Here is a 246-nt window from a genome sequence, read left to right as displayed (position 1 = left end):
TCCCGCACGTGCTCGGCGAGGGCGGCAGGCGTCGGGTAGTCGAACACCGCGCCGGCCGACAGGCGCAGCCCCGAGGCCGCGTTCAGCCGGTTGCGGAGCACGACCGCCGTCAGCGAGTCGAAGCCCAAGGCCCGGAAGGCCCTGGCGGGTTCGACCGACTGCGCACCGAGGTAGCCGAGCACTCCGGCCACCTCTCCGCGCACCAGCTCCAGCAGCGCACGGTCCCGGTCCGCCTCGGACAGTCCG

Annotated in this window: 1 protein-coding gene; it reads right to left on the bottom strand. The window is 74.4% G+C overall.

Features of this window, described 5'->3' with window-relative positions:
• Positions 1–246, bottom strand: a 246-nt coding sequence (locus UK12_RS35890) for an acyl carrier protein (RefSeq protein WP_045307424.1), incomplete at both ends; no start/stop codon positions are given.

The organism is Saccharothrix sp. ST-888 (assembly GCF_000955975.1).
In the GTDB taxonomy this organism is placed as follows: domain Bacteria; phylum Actinomycetota; class Actinomycetes; order Streptomycetales; family Streptomycetaceae; genus Kitasatospora.
This window is presented reverse-complemented; position numbering and strand designations above follow the sequence as displayed.